General features: G+C 41.7%; 23 protein-coding genes. 14 read left to right on the top strand and 9 right to left on the bottom strand.

Features of this window, described 5'->3' with window-relative positions; translation table 11 throughout:
- From IM797_RS05125 to IM797_RS05085, 9 genes are all read right to left on the bottom strand, one after another.
- Complete coding sequence (locus IM797_RS05125) at nucleotides 1-1,029, bottom strand: hypothetical protein (RefSeq protein ID WP_194126002.1); 1,029 nt, start codon at nucleotides 1,027-1,029, stop codon at nucleotides 1-3.
- Between the two features lie 46 nt (nucleotides 1,030-1,075).
- Nucleotides 1,076-1,300, bottom strand: a complete 225-nt coding sequence (locus IM797_RS05120) for a DUF6520 family protein (protein ID WP_194126001.1) — start codon at nucleotides 1,298-1,300, stop codon at nucleotides 1,076-1,078.
- 109 nt (nucleotides 1,301-1,409) lie between these two features.
- Nucleotides 1,410-1,853, bottom strand: a complete 444-nt coding sequence (locus tag IM797_RS28640; protein WP_194126000.1) for a MauE/DoxX family redox-associated membrane protein — start codon at nucleotides 1,851-1,853, stop codon at nucleotides 1,410-1,412.
- A 91-nt stretch (nucleotides 1,854-1,944) separates the two neighbouring features.
- Entirely contained in the window at nucleotides 1,945-2,406 is a 462-nt protein-coding gene (locus tag IM797_RS05110; RefSeq protein WP_194125999.1) for a hypothetical protein, read from the bottom strand.
- Nucleotides 2,407-2,758: 352 nt separating this feature from the next.
- Entirely contained in the window at nucleotides 2,759-3,724 is a 966-nt protein-coding gene (locus IM797_RS05105; protein ID WP_194125998.1) for a helix-turn-helix transcriptional regulator, read from the bottom strand.
- Between the two features lie 20 nt (nucleotides 3,725-3,744).
- Nucleotides 3,745-4,515: a sensor histidine kinase gene (locus IM797_RS05100; protein WP_194125997.1), complete on the bottom strand. Its 771-nt coding sequence runs from the start codon at nucleotides 4,513-4,515 to the stop codon at nucleotides 3,745-3,747.
- Complete coding sequence (locus IM797_RS05095; RefSeq protein ID WP_194125996.1) at nucleotides 4,505-5,161, bottom strand: hypothetical protein; 657 nt, start codon at nucleotides 5,159-5,161, stop codon at nucleotides 4,505-4,507. Before IM797_RS05095 ends, IM797_RS05100 begins: the two co-directional genes overlap by 11 nt.
- A 10-nt stretch (nucleotides 5,162-5,171) precedes the next feature.
- Nucleotides 5,172-5,630 (bottom strand): hypothetical protein, encoded by a 459-nt coding sequence (locus IM797_RS05090; protein ID WP_194125995.1) that lies wholly within the window; start codon nucleotides 5,628-5,630, stop codon nucleotides 5,172-5,174.
- A gap of 24 nt (nucleotides 5,631-5,654) precedes the next feature.
- Entirely contained in the window at nucleotides 5,655-6,329 is a 675-nt protein-coding gene (locus IM797_RS05085) for a response regulator transcription factor (RefSeq protein ID WP_194125994.1), read from the bottom strand.
- Between the two features lie 410 nt (nucleotides 6,330-6,739).
- Here IM797_RS05085 and IM797_RS05080 point away from each other — a divergent pair, with 410 nt between their 5' ends.
- The 14 genes from IM797_RS05080 (at nucleotide 6,740) to traK (ending at nucleotide 17,869) form a co-directional block, all read left to right on the top strand.
- Nucleotides 6,740-7,564: an RteC domain-containing protein gene (locus tag IM797_RS05080; protein ID WP_194125993.1), complete on the top strand. Its 825-nt coding sequence runs from the start codon at nucleotides 6,740-6,742 to the stop codon at nucleotides 7,562-7,564.
- 75 nt (nucleotides 7,565-7,639) lie between these two features.
- Nucleotides 7,640-8,062, top strand: coding sequence for a hypothetical protein (locus IM797_RS05075; protein ID WP_194125992.1), 423 nt, complete (start codon nucleotides 7,640-7,642; stop codon nucleotides 8,060-8,062).
- Between the two features lie 391 nt (nucleotides 8,063-8,453).
- A complete protein-coding gene (locus IM797_RS05070) occupies nucleotides 8,454-8,888 on the top strand; it encodes a hypothetical protein (RefSeq protein ID WP_194125991.1) in 435 nt (144 codons plus the stop codon).
- A gap of 103 nt (nucleotides 8,889-8,991) precedes the next feature.
- Complete coding sequence (locus IM797_RS05065; protein ID WP_194125990.1) at nucleotides 8,992-9,165, top strand: hypothetical protein; 174 nt, start codon at nucleotides 8,992-8,994, stop codon at nucleotides 9,163-9,165.
- 42 nt (nucleotides 9,166-9,207) lie between these two features.
- On the top strand, nucleotides 9,208-9,573 hold the full coding sequence (locus IM797_RS05060) for a DUF4134 domain-containing protein (RefSeq protein ID WP_194125989.1): 366 nt from the start codon (nucleotides 9,208-9,210) through the stop codon (nucleotides 9,571-9,573).
- 11 nt (nucleotides 9,574-9,584) lie between these two features.
- On the top strand, nucleotides 9,585-10,013 hold the full coding sequence (locus IM797_RS05055; protein WP_194125988.1) for a DUF1896 family protein: 429 nt from the start codon (nucleotides 9,585-9,587) through the stop codon (nucleotides 10,011-10,013).
- A gap of 63 nt (nucleotides 10,014-10,076) precedes the next feature.
- A complete protein-coding gene (locus IM797_RS05050) occupies nucleotides 10,077-10,400 on the top strand; it encodes a DUF4133 domain-containing protein (RefSeq protein ID WP_194125987.1) in 324 nt (107 codons plus the stop codon).
- A gap of 2 nt (nucleotides 10,401-10,402) precedes the next feature.
- A complete protein-coding gene (locus IM797_RS05045) occupies nucleotides 10,403-11,515 on the top strand; it encodes a hypothetical protein (protein WP_194125986.1) in 1,113 nt (370 codons plus the stop codon).
- 26 nt (nucleotides 11,516-11,541) lie between these two features.
- On the top strand, nucleotides 11,542-13,983 hold the full coding sequence (locus tag IM797_RS05040; protein WP_194125985.1) for a TraG family conjugative transposon ATPase: 2,442 nt from the start codon (nucleotides 11,542-11,544) through the stop codon (nucleotides 13,981-13,983).
- A gap of 33 nt (nucleotides 13,984-14,016) precedes the next feature.
- Entirely contained in the window at nucleotides 14,017-14,709 is a 693-nt protein-coding gene (locus IM797_RS05035; RefSeq protein WP_194125984.1) for a conjugal transfer protein TraI, read from the top strand.
- A gap of 5 nt (nucleotides 14,710-14,714) precedes the next feature.
- Nucleotides 14,715-15,359 (top strand): hypothetical protein, encoded by a 645-nt coding sequence (locus IM797_RS05030; protein WP_194125983.1) that lies wholly within the window; start codon nucleotides 14,715-14,717, stop codon nucleotides 15,357-15,359.
- Nucleotides 15,360-15,361: 2 nt separating this feature from the next.
- Complete coding sequence (locus IM797_RS05025; RefSeq protein WP_194125982.1) at nucleotides 15,362-15,994, top strand: TerB family tellurite resistance protein; 633 nt, start codon at nucleotides 15,362-15,364, stop codon at nucleotides 15,992-15,994.
- 10 nt (nucleotides 15,995-16,004) lie between these two features.
- Complete coding sequence (gene traJ, locus IM797_RS05020; protein WP_194125981.1) at nucleotides 16,005-17,225, top strand: conjugative transposon protein TraJ; 1,221 nt, start codon at nucleotides 16,005-16,007, stop codon at nucleotides 17,223-17,225.
- Nucleotides 17,226-17,251: 26 nt separating this feature from the next.
- A complete protein-coding gene (gene traK / locus IM797_RS05015) occupies nucleotides 17,252-17,869 on the top strand; it encodes a conjugative transposon protein TraK (RefSeq protein ID WP_194125980.1) in 618 nt (205 codons plus the stop codon).
- The last annotated feature ends 2 nt before the right edge of the window (nucleotides 17,870-17,871 follow it).

The following is a 17,871-nucleotide window of genomic DNA, read 5'->3' as shown; positions in this document are numbered from 1 at the left end:
CTAGTCTATTTTATAAGCTGCAAGATGATAAGAGTAGACAGCGTAGAGTATGCCGTTATCTATCGTCATGGACCTGACCTCTTCTTTGTCCAATTTGGGCAGGTAAAAACTGCCCAAATATTTTAAGGTCTTCAGATCATATTGATCAATATTGCAAGCGTGTACAAATTTTTCTTCTTCATTGTCCGCTTTAAGCTTAGAGTAATGGTATAGGATACCCTGCGCTACTGCTGAAGCTTTATTGTAAATCAGTGTTGGAGCAGCATTTGTAGCTATGTAAGTTTCGTCGCGTTTAAATCGTTTGACTTTTTCAAATACATTGGATATGGTATCAATTGTTTTGCCCGTGTTCTTCAAACATAAATTAGTATCTAATACCAGGAAGGAATTACGTTTATTAAAAACGTAGATGATCTGCTGATTGGATATGTCATAATATAATTTTCCTTCTTCAGCCATTCCGCTATCATAGTATAGTTTGGTAAGACCGTTGCCTTCAATGGTCGTTTTGTTGTTAAGATCGTATACAACAAGATTTTGATCCCTGATTCCATCTATAAACTGCCGTAGGACAATCTTGTCAGAGCGCAGCATCAGAGCCTTTGTAAATATCTGTCCGGGAACAATTTCAGCCCTGAATGTATCCTCATCAACCTTCTTTCTGAAAATCGTATGCTTGTCGCCATCAAACAAAACCATATTCGTTGAGTCCATAACTAATATTGGATGATGTATGCCTGGTGGATAATGTAGGAGCGTTTTTGATATTAGTCGCCCTCGTTTATCATAGCATTCAATTAGAGGGCTGTCTGTCGCGGACACATATATTGAATTTGCCGTGGTGCCGGCGATGTTCCTGATCTTATAATTTGTTTTTAGGTCGAAAAGTAAGGTTGGCGCTTTAGGAAGATAAATACGGATGAAGCCATTCTTTGACCTATTCAATTGGAATGATTGGAAGAACAGCAATGCTATTATAGTCACTCCGGCAAATGCCCCTATCAGCATTGGGATAATTTTTCTTTTCATAAAAGTTAATTAAAAGAAGGCTCCAATGCGGAGCCTTCTGTGTTTGCTATTCAAATTCCACTGTTTCAAACGGACGACCCAGATTGTCGTAATGCGTGGCGCACAGGTCTTCGCCAATGCTGCAGCCTTCCGGGGCTTGGTCCAAAGCTACTGTTGAAGCAGGATAAGAAGGAGCATACCATTTGTTAGGGGTAGGATCAGCGCTGGCGAAAGCTGCGCCGGTGGCGACTACGAATGCAAGCGCTGCGAGGGAGATTTTTACGCGTTTCATAATTAATGGAGCTTTTATGGATCAAAAAGCAACAAAAACTTTGAGAATTATTGGTGCCTACTCTGTTCTACAGGTTTTCGGCTTCTCCTGTTTGTTGGCCAACAATGATTTATAACGGAACAGTATTTTCTAAGGTTGAACTATCCTTGACCTGTTTTGTTAATAATATGCCTATCAGTGCTAATAGTGCGTAACCGAGATTAAACACTATGTGGGTTTTCCAGCTCATCCCTTTCAGGATACCGCCACAACTGCATGGTATATAGTAACTGAAGTTTAATATTGCGACCAGGTATGCACTGAATGTAATTAAAAGGATAAAGGATAGGTAGAATCCAGGTAACCTCCATTTTGTAAATACCAATGTAAATGATATCCCTAGTTCGATCATTGGGATAGAAACTGCCACGAATCCAGGAAAGTTGGTGAGCAACGGCGATTTGCTAAGTTGCAAACGGAAACTATCATAGGCGATTAGCTTACTTACCGCAGCATACACCCACAACAATATTAGTAGGGCTGCTATAACTTCAACTACAGTTTTCCTTATCATAATTGATACGTGTTTGTACTGAAATAAGGGAAAGGGTTATAGGTCCTAAACTGAAGTAACCCAAAAACAGTTTAGGTATTTCTGGCCCGATTTAATTGAATACAACTGTTGCCATACCACCACTGGAACTCCAGGTCCCGGTAACTGATCCGCAGAGTTTGCAATCACTGTTATATACATTCTGTTTATCAACCTGGGGTGTGCCTGCACATTTATCATAAATGCAACGCTGAGCGATAGGAATCGCAGGACAAATAGAAGATGGATCGTAATTATACCAGCATAACATAGAGAAGATGCCACCTGCAGCCATTGGAGGCGAAAAAGGCGCTACGCTTGTATTAGACCAGGTAATGGAACCACCCGGAAGTAAGCAAATGGTATTAGTTCTGGATGTAAGTGGGTTACAATCAGGTCCTTTCGCTCCAGCCACGTAAAAGCAGACCGTACAGTGTGAATTATTCACTATTTTAAGGCTGGTTGGAGGCTGAGCGCTGGCGACAAAGGAGAGTGTCGTAAACACGATCATCAGGAAAGAAAACAGTTTTTTCATTTTATTTGGTTTTTGATCTTAATAATTTGCCTACTCTATTCTAAAGGTTTTCGGCTTCGCCTTATTTTTTGGCCAAAAAATATATTTATCGGATTCAGATTATAATAGGTTACAATTAATGCAAAGCTTCGCCTGCCGTATCATGAATACAGTTTTGGAGTTTTTATTAATCTTTATGCTTTTGCGGGTATTGAATTATTACCTGCTTTTGATCGGGTATTCTAAACTAAAATCTTGAATTGTCTAACTATCGACTATTTACCTACTCTTTGTAATACAAAACTAATACGGGATAATACTTCGTTGTTTATAAAATCCTATATTTTTTTAGTTGTAAAAAACTCTTCAAAAATTACTTTTTCCGGAAGCTGTTCGGTGAATTTCCAAACTGTTTTCTAAAGGCGCTGCTAAAGTGAGAAATCTCCTCATAGCCAACAATGGCGGCTATTTCACCGCAAGGGTAAGTTGTATTCCTGATAAGATTCATAGCCAGGTTTAACCTCAATGATGTCACATAATGATGTGGGCTTTCATTGAAATTATCTTTAAATATTTTATGGAATTCACTCTGGCTTTTTCCAAATTGCTTGGCCAATTCCTTAATAGAAATGTGTTGACCAATATTACTTTCTATGTATACATTTATAGCCTCAATAAATTCTTCTGTTGATGCGAAGCTGCTTGTATTATTAATCGCTCCATACCTACGTATGTAGTGAAGTAATAGGCTAAGTACTTTAGATTGAATATTAAGGTCAGTTTCTCCTGCTTCCATATGGCAATTCATTATCTCCTCTAATATCTTCCTCATTTTGAAGTTAATCTTACCGGAACTATGAAGGAATATCTCCTTGCTTTTTCGGGCTACGCAATCTTTCAATGATCGTAAACTGTGATGCGTCGTCATCAACCTTTTAATGTATGAAGGACTGAATACAATATGAAGGCAATGATATACACCGGATTCAAACCAAACGTTTTGCCTGATGGGAGGGACATAGAAGAACTGTGCGGTATTTTCTGCAAGCGGTAATTCGCCAATATTTTCCAGCCTGGCAAGTGGCGATCCTTTCAGCATAAAATTTATAGTCAGAATGGATGCGTCTGTTACCGCATACAGGGTAATAGCTTCTTTTATAAAGAAGTGATGTTGCCATATTTCATAATCCAAACCTTTAAATACCTGGGTTATTATTGCACCAAAATTACCCGTAGTTTGGACGCCTTTCGCAAAAGGCATCATCAAATACTTATACTCCTCCTTTACCTTTTCAGGGATAATATTTTCATTAAGATCATGTGGTAAAAGAAAATGCATTACAGTTAGTTCTGGTTTTATTAAAGGGTTCTACCTGGATCTTTGATATCTAATGTTACAATACAACCTTTTCCAGGGTTAGAACTGATATGTAATTTGCCGTTAAGCTGCTTTGCCCGCTGTTGCATATTATTGATTCCCATGCATTGTTTGGCATGTAACCGGACGTTTGGAAAACCCAAACCATTGTCTGTAATGACCATTCTGAAATTATTGTCTTCATACAGAAGTGTAATAAGCAGACTTGTAGCAGAAGCATGTTGTATCACATTTTGAATCGCATCTTTAGCAATCCTGTAGATCAATACTTTCTTATCTCCTGTTAATAAATTAATGTTCCCAGAAGATTCAATTTTATGCGTGATATTTTTAAGCTTGCACGCATGATCAAGATCACTTTGCAGCGAGTTCAGTAAACTGGTTATTTTTATGAAATTTGTATTTAAAGACAGATTGAGGTTGTCTGCGTCGCTGATCACCTTTTCGATAAGCTCATTGGCTATGTTTAAACTCCTTAACTGTTGTTCATCAGAAGAAAATTTTCGGGCATGACCGATATGGAACTTAACGGCAGACAAGGATTGGAGGATGTTATCGTGAATATCCCGCGACACTTCGTTTAATATCCTTTCCCCTTCATCGTGGAGCTTACTCTCCATCACTGTACGGCTCATAAAGTACTTAAAGTTTCTTCGTCTTAAGTAGACTATCATGTAAATATTGAATAAACCAAACAACAGGAGCATAGTACCGCCAACTATGAAAAAGGCCAGAATCTGACTATTGAGCATATTTCATGTTTTTGGGATTTGACAAGAAGATTATCGTCAGTCCGATATTCATCAGCATGCTGATCCATACCATCATGTAATTCGAAATGGATTGTAGGATTCCAGGTTTGTCATTTAGAAACTCGTAAATCCAGACGTTCATTAATGCGAATGTCCAACAGAAGATAAATAAGATAGCTGCCCAAAAATGAGGAGAGAATTCAGGCAATCGGTATTCCGACCTATACAATTGTTGTATCAGCGCAAAAAGGCACATTCCTATTACAATTATCCCCTGGTAATAAAGGAAAAAGTCATTTATGCTGTCCAGCGATCCGAGATAGAGCAAGCTACTAATGGCTGATAAAATAGTTAATAGCGTCAGCCACTTTCCAATGTACCTTTTGTGGAAATAAGCAATACTGGAGTCAAAGTATAAACAAAGCAATATGGTGTCCACAACGCTATATATGGTATATACCGGAATGTTGTTGTGGAACTGAAATGCAGCATACAAGGCCAATATCTCGCTTAGCAATGATACACCACAAATGATACAGAGTATCTGCATGCCTTTGTCCAATCTCTTGTATCTGGATAAGGCTGTTATAAAAGGGACTGCAAAAAGACTAATGTTGATAGCTGAGATGATATCATAGGTTTTCATAGGATTTGTATTAAGGAAGTGAAGGGGAAGCGGCAGTGCCGGTAGGACAGTTACGGGGACAAGGATTACTGTGGTCAATTACATTGTCAGAACTGAAGTAAACATAATCCCCTGTGGCATTAATCCCGCTGATAATAACGGTAAGCGCGTTGCTTTGATAACCGGCATACTCGTTAGCGTGACCTGAATTAATGTACTCCAGCTTATGAGCCAACATAATCTTAATTGATTTAAGCCTGTTTGCACCGGTACTCAATTCATCGTAAAGACGAATCTGATCCATATCAATCACCCAGGAATGAATGTTGGTATCGTTGCCTGTCGGGATACTGCCCAGGTAACTTGCGATCATTTTATTGGCCGTATCTTTTGAAATGAAAGCAGTTGGGGAGATAATCCTTGATGTTTTTTTACAGGATACAATCGTAAGCGGTAGTAATGTCAGCATAGTAATGGTTCTTATATTCATCGTCATTGTTTTGGTTAGTTATATTTATAAAATTCTTTTACCGGGGTTGTCTAAAGGTGCCCATCCGTACTTTACAGCATACATCGCTAAACCGACCCTACTGCTTATATTCAGCTTGCCGAATAACCTATCCCGGTATCCTTCGATACTCCTGGTTGTAGTACCTAACTCCAGGGCTATTTCAGTATAGCTTTTATCCGTATGGATCAGTCGTAGCAGCGATATCTCACGTTCTGTAAATTTTGGAAGTTTAAGCTTGTGGCTGTGTATTGCGTTGGCCCGCTTTTCATCTAAAAGGTCATTATGATAATATCCGTATTTGTGAACGGAGTGAATGGCTCTAACGATTTCGTCTGTCTCTGCATTTTTATGCAGGTAGCCCTTTGCACCCATGCTAATCATTTTAATAATGAATGGCTCCTCGTTATACATAGAGAGTATAAGGGTTTTAATATTGGGCCAACGGTGGCTTATCTCCTGTTGTAGGCTAAATCCATCCATTTCAGGCATGTTGATGTCTATTAGGCATACATGCGGCAATTCTGTAGTCTGTTCTAATGCTTTCAGCATCTGGATTCCATCAGCCGCTAAAGGGCCGATCTTTATAAAGCTATTTCCATCAAGAAGCAATTTTAAGCCTTCACGCATGGCGAAGTGGTCTTCGGCATAGGCCACCCTTATTGTCTCTGTACTTTCCATGTGGCAAAAATAAACGGCACATGTGTTACAAAATTCGAGGTGAAAACCTTAAATAAGTTGATTTTGCCTATTTCAGAAATCAATAAAAAGTACTACTAACATTATATTGAAATTCTGTAGTGCAAATCAATATTGATTTTACATCCTGTTGAATATCACTAAACTGAATGAACTGTTAAAAATAAAATCAAGGTTTTTACCTCTACGTTTATTTCACTCAAAGGCAGAATTTTGCATCTGTAGAATTAGTTCTTTATTTAATAATAAAAATATGAAGTAGAATCTACTATATATAAACCTACTTCAAGTACTAATTCTCCTACTTCAGCATAATTGAAGTAAATCCTTTCCGAATCTTAATTGGCATTTGCAGATTAGCGGTAGTTCATGTGATATTTAAAGTGAAGGGTATGACCAAGTATACTACAAAACAATACGGGCTGATGATGGATAAACTCACGGAGATTGCACGTGAGTCAAGCAATAACCTGCAAAAGGCAGAACGCTCCTTAGCGTTAGTGCAGACCTATATACAGGAATTAAAGCTATTCGTCCTGAACTATGAGTTTTGTGACGAAGCAGAAGAAATAAGTTTCTTTAAACAGATTAAGCCAATGTTCCTAAAAGAGTTGATCTACCACAAAGAAGTATACCATATTGAGGCGAACAGACCTTATGGTAATTCAGAAACACTTATAGGTTACTACCGGCAAATGGTAACCAACATTGGTTTATACTTTTCGAGGAACCAGTCGTTGTATAATTACTACCAGGCCGAAAAAACCAATTCGGACCGGGAATACTATTTACGGGATTTTCAACAAACTACTGTAGACAATACAATGGATATTGATTCCCGCTTCTGTACCATTCACAGTAATAAGCTATCCAAATTGCTTGCCTTTGAAATGGTTGGCCACCATGTTCATAAATCCATTTATCATTTGGAAAACCCATCCATGTCCGAAGAAGGAAATCTGCGAAAATTTACCAACCAATGGACCGGAAGTCTCGTTGATCTCATTGAGCTTGGCTATGCCTTATATGCCGGTGGAGCGGTAAATAACGGAAGGGGGGATATTAAACAGATCATGACAGACCTGGAACTGATCTTTAATATTGACTTGGGCAATTATTACCGGACATTTCAGAACATGCGTTTGCGCAAAAAGAATCTCACACCGTTCCTGGACAATCTGAAGGACAATCTTGTACGAAAAATGGAAGATTATTGATCTTCTTAAGAGCACATGTTCCATATATACAGTAGCCATTTTAAAAACTATCATTATACACTAAAACTACAGCATATGAAAAAACAAAACATCGTATGGGCCTGCCTTGCAAGTCTGTTGCTTTCCTGTAATTCGGAGCCGGTTGATAAAATCACCGGTGTGTACGTCAGGGAATCCAGTTCGGGGCATAAGAACATCAATACTGAAAAGGTCGTTGGAATGGTACACTTCCGGGATTCAATTTTTGTAATCAAAAAGAAAGCAGGCTACCAGGTCGATAACTCCAAATGGCGCAAGAACGATTATGATGATGCCGGTTGGCAGGCCCTTTCTTTTTACAATGGAAAAAGACGTACTATCTTTTGTGCTTTTGACAATACAGACAAGACATTGGTACCAAATGATCCATCAATGGGCGTAGCCATATATCTTGATCTGGATAAAGGTTTACTCTCCTTTGATAAGGACCGGCAATTTGTCTGGAAAAAGGTAAAATAACCAGTTATAACACTAAAATCTTCGTTGTAGCCAACCCAAAAGGGTTGGCTTTTTTTATTTCTAATCGGTCAATTCCTGAAACAGGTTGGATAATAAAAAATTAAGTCAGTAAAGATTGATCATCCGGAGTCCATAAAGGTCCTTGGACTTGATAAGAGGATTTTGTATTGATTTTTGATGTTCCGGATTGCAGTTATCCCAATCTTCATTTTATTCACTTTCTGATAAAATTCCTGGTGGTGTATTGTTAAATAAGCCTAACAGATGCTTTTAAATAAATATTAAGGACCTCCTTCAAAAGTGTCAAAACACCCTTCTCATCATCGACACCTTTGCTATCGTAAACGGCACAGTAAAATAGCCGGGCGATTTAAAACTTAAAAGCAAAGCAATGTTGAACAACTACACATGGAGCGATTACCTGACAGCAGCAGCTATCCTAATCGCAGGTTATTACCTGGTCATCGGCGGGTTATACTACCGGACAGAAATCAAAAATCTGTTGACTGGTAAGATCAAATTTAAATCAAGGAATATTTCAGAGGACTACACTGCTCCGGGAGAAAGGGAGGAGATGGATTTTGACGAATTGGAAGCAGTCGTTGGCGATCTGAAAAGCAGTGTATTCGATCAGGCAGGGGAAGAGGTCACCAAATCAGAGTTGCTTATGCAGCTCAAAGAAAGAGTGGCGAACTATGGCGGGTTAAGCCGCCCTGCCTATCGGGTAGCTGTCAATCATTATATCATACAGCATGCACAGGAATCTTGCGGGGTGGCTTTCAGTGAAAGTGAATTGGATGCAGCGTGGAATAAGCTGCCCCGCTAATTATTGTCCGGCACCGGTGGGTAGATGGTCGTTTATGGTTACGGTGCCGGCAGTTTTCCCCGCTATCCCTCTTGGTTGAGGGATAGCTTCGGGAAAACACTAAATGAAACTAAAGAAATGGCGGGCACTGCATGGTGAAGAGGAAAAGGAGCAGTTGCATGCAGTTGTCCCGCTAATTATTGCCCGGTACCGGTTGGTGATGGTGGAAATGGTTGAGGTGGCGGTACCGGCGGGCTTTCCTGCTATCCTTCTTTCCGGGAGGATAGCCAGGGAATGACCTGAGCCTCGAAAGAATGGTCAATTATTTAAAACGTGAGATATGAAAAAAGTGAAGTTGAATGTAAACAATGAGCCATCTAAAAGGCAAAAATTAATTGGCAAAGCCTGGCTACTGGTGCTTACTGCTATTGTGTTTACCACATTGGCAGACATAACAGCCGCAATGGCACAGGATGGCAATGCGGGTATTGAAGCGGCCAACACGCAGGTAAGGAGCTACTTCGTAAACGGTACCAAGCTGATGTATGGGGTGGGTGCGCTATTAGGTTTAATAGGTGCAGTAAAGGTTTATCAGAAGTGGAATGCCGGTGATCCAGACACGGGTAAGATTGCTGCCGCGTGGTTTGGAAGTTGTATTTTCCTTGTGGTCGTGGCTACTGTAATCAAAAGTTTCTTCGCTGTTTAATACCGGGAAAGATGCAGAGCAGGCTAATGGAAAAGCTACGCGCTTATATCCTGATCAACAATCCTGAACTCGGGGACCAGCTTCATGCTGACTATTCCATGAGCCAATACCTTGAAGATAAAGTAGTGGCCGTAATGCCCTTACTCGAACAACTCCACGCAGCGGGAAGCCCGGAATACAGCATAGAAGAATTATGCCTGACTGCAATGACCCAGGATCTTCGCCCCTCCAGGTTCCAATACATCAGGGAGGTTATGGAAACGGAGTTCCCGGAAGAATACCGCCAATTGTCCAACAAAGGTGTGCTGACTTTTGAGACTATTCAAATCCTGGAATTATGCCATTCTGTTTTTGAAATCTACGGCTTTTCGGAAGAAACAAAAGACAGCAGGTTTCTGCGCTATGCAGTAATTGTGGTCCTGCACCAGCATTTTAATTAAATAACCCGCCTGGATAGCGGACAGCAATAGCGCTCCACTATCCGGGCTTTAAATGATCAGTATATGTCCAACAGTGTATATCAAATTAATAAAGGCATCAACAAGAGCATTGAATTTAAGGGTTTGCGCGCGCAATACATCTGGTATTTAGGAGCAGGCATCATAGCACTACTGATCCTGTTTGCGATTATGTATGTCATTGGCCTTCCCTCTTTCATTTGTATTGGTATTATCGTCATAGCAGGTACAAGCTTGATTTTCAAGATATATGGCATGAGCAACAAATACGGGGAACATGGGATGATGAAGGCTATGGCCCGCTCATCTATTCCTAAAGTGGTAAAGAATAACAGCAGAAAAGTATTTACGCAACTCAAATCGATCTAGTTATGGAAAGGACATTACCGACTCTCGACATTGAGGGTACTGCATTTGTCATTGATGTGGCCTGGCAGGAACTCCGGGAACGCGATGATCCCGCGAATACGATTTCCTTCCTGGAAATGAAAGATCATGGGACTCATTATATATTAAGGTACGATCCTGATGTCAGGAATCTTCCCGAAGTGTTTGGAAAAGATATTATTGAAGTTTCAATTCCCCAAATGGTAACGCTTGATCCGGAAGGAATGTCTTTAGCGCACGGCTTAAGCCTATCTCAACTTAAAGGTAAAACTGATTTTGACATCATTGTAGACCAGGATCTCGTACAGCAGCGCAGGAATGGACAGCTCCCTGTGATCGAAATTGCCGGTCATCCATTTTATGTAGATGTCAGAATCGGACTGCTTCGGCCAAAAGACGATTTCTCTACAATGGGGATCAGCTTTGATGCAATAGATCATTGTTTGAAGGTAGATGAGCGGATGTATGAGATCAATTATAATCCTGCCTCGAAGGAATTTGTTTATGTAGATTACCGGAATATCACCAGCATGCCCGAAGGTGTCATTATTGTGGAATTCCCACATGAATCTATTCTAGACCCTATCGCATATGCCCGTAAGTACGGGTTCGATGAGCGGGAAATGTTAAGGGCACACCCGCCACAGGAGGACATGAAAGCCAGAACAGTTCCCTGGAAGGAAACGCCTATCGAGGAAATATTGGCAGAAAATATCAAAAGAGAGCAGCCCAATAGTCTTATTATTCAAATAGGAGATGAGCAGTTTTTATTGGATCGGAAGACGGTTGTATTGCAACCGCTCATCCGCAAAGATGGTGCTATAGACCTTAATGCTTTTGATACTGATATGGATGGATGGGAATATATGGGCTTCTATGATACCAGCAAAAGAGCTGTCGTGCATCCAAATGAGAGTAACAGTGGTTCCCCGCATTTACACATGTTGATTATCCCGGTTGACCTGATCCACAATCCATACAGGGCCGAGCATAGCAAAGGCTATGGACCCAGGCTAATACCAATGAATCGACCAAGACCCGAAAAGAAAGAAAAGCAGCAAGTAAAGATCAAAAAGAGTAAAGGCAAAAGAATATAGTTCAAGCGTAACTAAAGGTTTGTGAGATGGAAAAGTGGATGAATGATATACTACCCATATTGGGAGTGGAGCATGATTGTATGCTCAGTAAACAAGGTGACATAACTGTTGCCTACAAGGCAGAATTGCCCGAGATTTTCACCCTGAGTGATCAGGAGTATGAAGCCTTTCACCAGGCATGGGTTAAAGCAATTAAATTATTGCCTAAATACTCAGTGTACCATAAGCAGGACTGGTTTACAACGGCAACTTATAAGCCTGTGGTAGGAGAAGCAGACGGTTTCCTGGCCAAAGCGGCCAATCGTCATTTTACGGGCAGGTCCTACATGGACCATTGCTGTTATATCTATCTGACGCAAAAGCCTGCGGGACGAAAGAAAAGCACTTCACTGTTTTCTAATTTATTGAGAAGGACTATCGTACCCGATCAGACCATTAAACCGGAGCTGCTGCAACGGTTTTTAGACTGCTGCGGACAGTTTAAAAAGATCATGGAAGATACGGGCTTTGTCAAATTGCATCGGCTTAGCAATTCAGAATTAAGCAGTGATAAACGCAAAGAAGGCGTTATCGAACAATACTGTGGGCTTATGGATCAGCCTGATTCTTTATTGGTCAATGACATTTCTTTTGACGGAGGCATCAAAGTGGGCAATAAACATTGCCAACTGTACACGCTTGCTGACGTGACCGATCTTCCGGCACTATGCGGCAGCAGGATCACTTATGACAAGTTCAGCACGGACAGGACCAAATTCAGTATGGGTTTTGCCAGTTCCCTGGGCCAACTGCTGCCTTTTAACCACATCTATAATCAATATATTTTTATTGAAGATGAAAGGGCTACCGTTAAAAAGCTGGAAAGTAAAAAACTGAGGCTGCAATCCCTTTCTGCCTATAGCCGGGAGAATAGCATTGCCAGGGATGCAGTTAACGATTTTCTGAATGAGACCATCAGTATGCAACGTCTCCCGGTTAAGGCCCATTATAACCTGCTGGTCTGGAATGATAACCTTATCGAATTAAAAGCAGTAAAAAATGCGGTCAGTTCGGCACTGGCACAGATGGATGCTGTTGCCAAAGAAGAAACAGTAGGCGCGCCGCAAATTTTCTGGGCAGGGATTCCGGGCAATGCCGCAGATTTCCCGATGAACGATACGTTCGATACTTTTTTGGAACAGGCTACCTGCTTTTTGAACCTGGAAGGCTCACCCCGGAGCGTAAAGCCCAGCGAAGGGATTCGCTTTTGTGACCGGTTGTCTTCGCGTCCCCTATTTTTAGACCTGCTAGATGCTCCACGTGAGGCAGGAATATCCTCCAATATGGGCATGCTGGTCTGCGGCACGAGCGGCGGTGGAAAATCGATGACGGTCAACCATATTTTAGGTTCTCTATACCAACAGGGCGCTCATTGCCTTACTGTAGATATCGGCGGTAGCTATAAGGGACTGTGTGAGTTGGTCGGTGGTTACTATTTTACCTATGAAGAAAGTAATCCTATCCGGTTTAATCCTTTCTACCTGCCGGAAGGCCAGGTTTTGGATACCGAGAAAAAGGAAAGCCTGAAATCTTTACTTGTTAGCTTATGGAAACAGGAAAATGAATCCTTTAATAGAAGTGAATATGTTGCCTTATCCAATGCGTTGCAGGGGTATTATGATCTGCTGAAAAATGATCCGGCTATTTTTCCCTGCTTCAATAGCTTTTATGAATACCTCGAAAGTACCTATGTAGGAGTACTGCGTTCCCATAAAGTTAAAGACAAGGATTTTGACCTCGATAATTTCCTTTATGTGCTTAGGCCCTTCTTCAAAGGTGGTGAATTTGATTATTTGCTGAATGCAACGGAGAACCTGGACCTGCTTAATCAGCCATTTATAGTCATAGAGCTGGACAATATAAAGGACCATCCCATACTTTTTCCCGTAGTCACGCTTATACTGATTGAATTATTTATATCCAAGATGCGGAAGCTGAAAGGAGTCCGTAAAGTGTTGACGATAGACGAATGCTGGAAGGCCATTGCGAAATCCGGCATGGCTGAATTTCTCAAATACGCCTTTAAAACAATCCGAAAATTCAATGGTGTACCTATTGTGATCACCCAGGAACTGGATGACCTCATAAGTTCGCCCATCGTTAAGGATGCAATCATTAACAATGCAGATATCAAGATCCTGATGGACATGAAAAAGTTCATCAACAAGTTTGATAAGCTGCAGGATACACTCGGCCTTTCCGAAAAGGGTAAAACGATACTCTTATCGGTGAATAAAGATGAGCGCGAAATCTTTATTGATATCGGCGGCCAGATTCAAAAGGTCTACAGGAATGAGTTATGTGTAGAGGAATACCTTGCCTACACCACGGAAGGAAAGGAAAGGGTTAGGGTGATGGAGTCTGCACAATTACATGGAAGCATGGAAGCTGGTATTGCGGCTATGGCAGCAGCCATACGGTCTAATTGAAATCACATTTAGTATTTATTAAAACAAGGAACGATGAAAAAGTTCAGCATTCAAATTATCGCATTGCTGCTAATGATCAGCATTGTCGCCATCCCGGTAAAGCAGGCCCAGGCAATAGCCCCGGCCCTGATCGCTAAGATCATCAAAGAAGGCATTAAAAAAGTGATCAAAGCAGTTGATCTCCAGGTCCAGCGCCTTCAGAACAAAACCATCTGGTTGCAAAACGCACAAAAGACATTGGAAAACACATTGTCCAAACTGAAGCTGGATGATATCGGTGATTGGGTTGAGCGGCAGAAGGACTTATACAAAGACTATTACGAAGAGCTGGCGAAAGTGAAAACCATTATTGCCTATTACCAGCGCATTAAAGACATCACTCAAAAGCAGGTACGGCTGGTGGATGAATATAAGCGTGCCTGGAACCTGTTCCAGAAAGATAAAAATTTCAATGCCGGTGAGTTGGCTTATATGGCCAGGGTTTACGGGGGCATCCTGGAACAGAGCGCAGACAATATGGAACAGATCTACCTGGTCATCAATTCCTTTAAAACTCAAATGACGGATGCGAAACGCCTGGAACTGATCAATGCTGCTTCTAATAAAGTAGATAATAACTATTACGACCTGACCAGGTTCAACCAACAGAATATTGGTTTAAGCATGCAGCGGGCCAGGGCGAAGAATGATGTAGATATGGTCAGGAAATTATACGGACTCAATTAAGGTATATGAAAACGATAGTATTTATAATAGTATGCTGTCTTTCTTTTGGTGCTGCTCAGGCGCAGACCTGGGATGAGTGGTTTAAGCAGAAAAAGACCCAAAAGAAATACCTGCTTCAGCAGATCGCGGCGCTTAAAGTCTATATCGACTATGCTCAAAAAGGATATAAGATAGCCCAGCAAGGATTGGATTTCATTGGTGACATGAAAGATGGTGAGTTCAACCTGCATAATGCATTTTTCAATTCCTTAAAGTCTGTTAACCCTGAAATCAGGAAGTATTATAAGGTAACAGAGATTATTTCCATACAGGCCGATATTCTTAAAAGCTGTGCTGAGACCCGGAAGCAATTGAGCAAAGGAGGGATGCTTCGATCCGAAGAGCTGGACTATATTAATCGCTCCTTCGGCAGGATGCTGGATAACTGTGCCGAACTGGTTGATGAGCTGATCACGCTCACCACGGCAAACCGCCTGGAACTAAAGGATGATGAACGCATTAAGCGCATAGACGGCATACATGAGCAAATGCAGGATAATTACCGCTTCACGCGTGGTTTTGGTGATGAGGCAAAGGTACTCAGCGCTTCCAGGCAACAGGAATATAATGGCCTGCAGACAATCAAAATAGTAAACGGCATAAAAGAATAGCTATGAAAAAGAAAATAATAATGCTGGCATTGCTTGTCGCAGCATACATCAATAAAGTACAGGCGCAATCCCAGGAGGTGGTGCAGCTCCTGCTAAATGTTGAGAAGCTCGGACAGTTTGAGCAGATCCTAAAGGATATGAAGAAAGGTTATAGTATCCTGGAAGGTGGTTATAAGACAATAAAGAATTTGTCGGAAGGAAATTTCAGTCTGCATAAGACCTTTCTTGACGGGCTAATGGCCGTTAGCCCTACAGTCCGGGATTATAAAAAGATAGCGGACATCATATCTATCCAGCGGCAGATCGTGAATGAATACAAATCAGCCGGTAAAAAATTCAAGGCAGCTGATCTCTTTAACCCAGGGGAGTTAGACTACATCAGCAGTGTTTATGATAAGCTGATCAGCAGCAGCCTGGGTAACCTGGAGGACTTAACAATGGTGGTCACTGCCGGGAAGCTTCGCATGTCAGATGATGAACGGTTGCAGGCTATAGACCGGATTCATGAAGACATGGCGGACAAATTGGTTTTCCTCAGAAACTTCAATAGTAACGCGGGAATACTTGCAGCGCAGAGGGCAAGTGAAAAAAGCGATATCGGTACGATGCGCAATCTACATGGTGTAAATAAATAAAAATCAGAATATGGCAAAGTGGATTAGGACCACGCTCAGCGTGGTAGTGGGTATGGTATTGCCCATAATAAGCAAGGCCCAGGGCGGTATTGCCGATGAAATGCATGGAATGCAAGGCGTTCTGGAGCATTTATATGACGAAATGATGCCGATGTGCCGCGGCCTCATTGGAGTAGGTCAGGGCATTGCCGGTTTTGCGGCACTATGGTATATCTCATCAAGGGTATGGCGGCACCTGGCCAATGCAGAGCCGATAGATTTTTACCCTTTGTTCCGGCCCTTTGTTTTGGGCACTTGCATTTTGATGTTCCCGATGGTGCTTAACCTGATTAATGGCGTCATGAAACCCACAGTAGTTGGTACTGCAAAGATGATGGAAGGATCAAACCAGGCGATTAAGACCTTGCTAAAGCAAAAGGAAGAAGCGATTAAAAAGACAGATGCCTGGCTCATGTACGTGGGGGACGACAATATGGGTGATTTTGGCAAGTGGTACAAGTACACTCATGAAGATCAGTCGATAATCTCCAATATGATGGACCCTACCGGTATCGTAGGGGACGGGGTCAGCTTTATGATGTCTAAAATGGCTTACCAGTTTCGTAATTCGGTGAAGGCATGGATGAGCGAAGTCCTGCGGATCTTGTATGAAGCAGCGGCACTCTGTATAGATACGCTGCGGACTTTTCAGATGGTCGTTCTGGCCATATTGGGACCGCTGGTTTTTGGCATTGCTGTATTTGACGGTTTGCAGCACACGTTATCCGCCTGGCTTGCCCGTTACCTCAATGTATTCCTGTGGTTACCTGTCGCTAACATTTTCGGGGCTATTATCAGTAAGGTGCAAGTTGAAATGATCAAACTGGACCTGAGCCAGATCGGGGCCACGGGAGACACTTTCTTCAGTTCCAACGACGTAGCCTATATCGTATTTATGATCATTGGTATTGCAGGTTATTTTATGGTTCCTTCTATATCCTCCTATATCATCAATGCCGGTGGTGGCGGTGCATTAGGTCAGAAAGTCACCAGTATGATGTCCAGCGCTGCAAGTGCACCGGGTGCCGCAGTTACATCGGTTATTGATACCCAAAAAAGCTATTCTGACGGTAAGAAGTATGATGCAGGCACAGGCGTTTCGGGTGCATTGGGCCGAATGGCTGGTGGTGGTAATAGCAATAGTAATGGAGGTGACTATCAGCACAGTAAACTGTCCGGGAGAGGTCAATAAATAGTCAATCATTTAATTAATACAACATGTTTAAACAAGCAAAAAATATAGACACGGCATTCAAACACGTGAGGGGATTTACTTTGATTGTTATTACCGGATGCATCCTTTTATCCTGCTATGCCTTGTATAAAAGCTTTCGACTGGTATCTGAAATGCAGGCCAAGGTTTATGTACTGGCCAACGGAAAAGCCATAGAAGCATTTGCTTCGGACCGAAAGGAAAATATACCTGTCGAAGCTAAAGACCACATCAGGACCTTCCACAGGCTGTTCTTTACACTTGATCCGGATGAAAAAGTGATCACATCCAATATCACTAAAGCACTTTACCTGGCTGATGGGGCCGCCAAACGGGAATACGATAACCTGTCTGAAGGTGGCTTTTATTCCAATATCATATCGGCAAATATCAGCCAGCAGATAGCTGTAGACAGTATTCATCTTGATCTGTCAGCCTATCCCTATGCCTTCCGATGTTTTGCCACCCAAAGAATCATCAGGACTACCAGTATTGTTTCGCGCAGCCTGGTTACAGAAGGCTACCTGCGTAATGTCAGCCGCAGTGATAACAACCCGCATGGGTTTCTGATTGAGCGCTGGGCAACACTGGAAAACAAAGATTTGAAAATCGAAAACAGGTAATT

Origin of the sequence: Pedobacter sp. MC2016-24 (assembly GCF_015223055.1) — a bacterium.
Lineage (GTDB): Bacteria > Bacteroidota > Bacteroidia > Sphingobacteriales > Sphingobacteriaceae > Pedobacter.
Note: the sequence above shows the minus strand (reverse complement) of the source record. Positions and strands in the feature narration are given on the sequence as shown.

Bases quoted from the DNA above. Each gene is read 5' to 3' on its own strand.
- IM797_RS05125 (WP_194126002.1), bottom strand. From the start codon at position 1,029: ATGAAAAGAAAAATTATCCCAATGCTGATAGGGGCATTTGCCGGAGTG.
- IM797_RS05120 (WP_194126001.1), bottom strand. From the start codon at position 1,300: ATGAAACGCGTAAAAATCTCCCTCGCAGCGCTTGCATTCGTAGTCGCC.
- IM797_RS28640 (WP_194126000.1), bottom strand. From the start codon at position 1,853: ATGATAAGGAAAACTGTAGTTGAAGTTATAGCAGCCCTACTAATATTG.
- IM797_RS05110 (WP_194125999.1), bottom strand. From the start codon at position 2,406: ATGAAAAAACTGTTTTCTTTCCTGATGATCGTGTTTACGACACTCTCC.
- IM797_RS05105 (WP_194125998.1), bottom strand. From the start codon at position 3,724: ATGCATTTTCTTTTACCACATGATCTTAATGAAAATATTATCCCTGAA.
- IM797_RS05100 (WP_194125997.1), bottom strand. From the start codon at position 4,515: ATGCTCAATAGTCAGATTCTGGCCTTTTTCATAGTTGGCGGTACTATG.
- IM797_RS05095 (WP_194125996.1), bottom strand. From the start codon at position 5,161: ATGAAAACCTATGATATCATCTCAGCTATCAACATTAGTCTTTTTGCA.
- IM797_RS05090 (WP_194125995.1), bottom strand. From the start codon at position 5,630: ATGAATATAAGAACCATTACTATGCTGACATTACTACCGCTTACGATT.
- IM797_RS05085 (WP_194125994.1), bottom strand. From the start codon at position 6,329: ATGGAAAGTACAGAGACAATAAGGGTGGCCTATGCCGAAGACCACTTC.
- IM797_RS05080 (WP_194125993.1), top strand. From the start codon at position 6,740: ATGACCAAGTATACTACAAAACAATACGGGCTGATGATGGATAAACTC.
- IM797_RS05075 (WP_194125992.1), top strand. From the start codon at position 7,640: ATGAAAAAACAAAACATCGTATGGGCCTGCCTTGCAAGTCTGTTGCTT.
- IM797_RS05070 (WP_194125991.1), top strand. From the start codon at position 8,454: ATGTTGAACAACTACACATGGAGCGATTACCTGACAGCAGCAGCTATC.
- IM797_RS05065 (WP_194125990.1), top strand. From the start codon at position 8,992: ATGAAACTAAAGAAATGGCGGGCACTGCATGGTGAAGAGGAAAAGGAG.
- IM797_RS05060 (WP_194125989.1), top strand. From the start codon at position 9,208: ATGAAAAAAGTGAAGTTGAATGTAAACAATGAGCCATCTAAAAGGCAA.
- IM797_RS05055 (WP_194125988.1), top strand. From the start codon at position 9,585: ATGCAGAGCAGGCTAATGGAAAAGCTACGCGCTTATATCCTGATCAAC.
- IM797_RS05050 (WP_194125987.1), top strand. From the start codon at position 10,077: ATGTCCAACAGTGTATATCAAATTAATAAAGGCATCAACAAGAGCATT.
- IM797_RS05045 (WP_194125986.1), top strand. From the start codon at position 10,403: ATGGAAAGGACATTACCGACTCTCGACATTGAGGGTACTGCATTTGTC.
- IM797_RS05040 (WP_194125985.1), top strand. From the start codon at position 11,542: ATGGAAAAGTGGATGAATGATATACTACCCATATTGGGAGTGGAGCAT.
- IM797_RS05035 (WP_194125984.1), top strand. From the start codon at position 14,017: ATGAAAAAGTTCAGCATTCAAATTATCGCATTGCTGCTAATGATCAGC.
- IM797_RS05030 (WP_194125983.1), top strand. From the start codon at position 14,715: ATGAAAACGATAGTATTTATAATAGTATGCTGTCTTTCTTTTGGTGCT.
- IM797_RS05025 (WP_194125982.1), top strand. From the start codon at position 15,362: ATGAAAAAGAAAATAATAATGCTGGCATTGCTTGTCGCAGCATACATC.
- traJ (WP_194125981.1), top strand. From the start codon at position 16,005: ATGGCAAAGTGGATTAGGACCACGCTCAGCGTGGTAGTGGGTATGGTA.
- traK (WP_194125980.1), top strand. From the start codon at position 17,252: ATGTTTAAACAAGCAAAAAATATAGACACGGCATTCAAACACGTGAGG.